This is a genomic window from Vibrio sp. 1402, assembly GCF_033340275.1.
In genome coordinates, this window is record NZ_JAWOWE010000180.1 from 1 (window position 1) to 791 (window position 791).

At 48.3% G+C, this 791-nt stretch carries 1 protein-coding gene; it reads left to right on the forward strand.

Annotated features, from left to right (window positions below):
• Nucleotides 1-791: efflux RND transporter permease subunit (locus R7044_RS24935; protein ID WP_225455964.1), on the forward strand; the 791-nt coding region annotated here is incomplete at both ends.

A 791-nucleotide genomic window follows, 5' to 3' on the forward strand; every position in this document is an offset into this window, starting at 1 on the left:
GTAACCATCGATGATCTCGAACAGGCCATTCAGCTCAGTAATAGCAAAACCCAAGGCAAGAACGTTCGCGTAAACGGGCAAAATTACACATTGGAGTCGGGACGGTTTCTGACCAACGCCGAAGAGGTTGGCGATCTTGTTATCGCGGTGCTCAATGGCAAACCCGTTTATTTGAAAGATGTCGCGCGTATTTACGACGGTGAAGGTGAGGCAACATCCGATACTTGGTATCGCGATAAAAACCACGATGAAGCATACCCAGCGGTGTTTATTTCTGTCGCTAAACAAAAAGGCTCGAACGCGGTTAATGTCGCTCAGTCTGTTCGGGATAAACTGGCGGAGCTTCAATCCGAGCAGTTTCCTCCACAAGTTCAAGTTGAAGTCATTCGCGACTATGGCGAAACGGCGAATGCGAAAGTAAACAACTTGGTATCAAGCCTTGGCATCTCTATTCTAACGGTCGTGGTGTTTGTCGGTTTGTTCTTGAACTGGCGAAGCGCATTGGTGGTTGGTATCGCGATTCCGATTAGCTATGGTGCCGCGCTCGGGATGGACTTGACATTTGGCTATTCCATCAACCGAGTCACACTCTTTGCGTTGATTTTGGCGCTAGGTTTGATCGTGGACGATCCGATCGCGAGTATCGACAACATTGAACGCTACCTCAAACGCAAAAATCTAACACGAACCAACGCGATTGTTCTCGCCATGGCAGAAATTCGTAGCGCCTTGTTAATGTCGACGGTCGCAATCGTGATCGTGTTTACGCCGATGTTTTTTATCACTGGGAT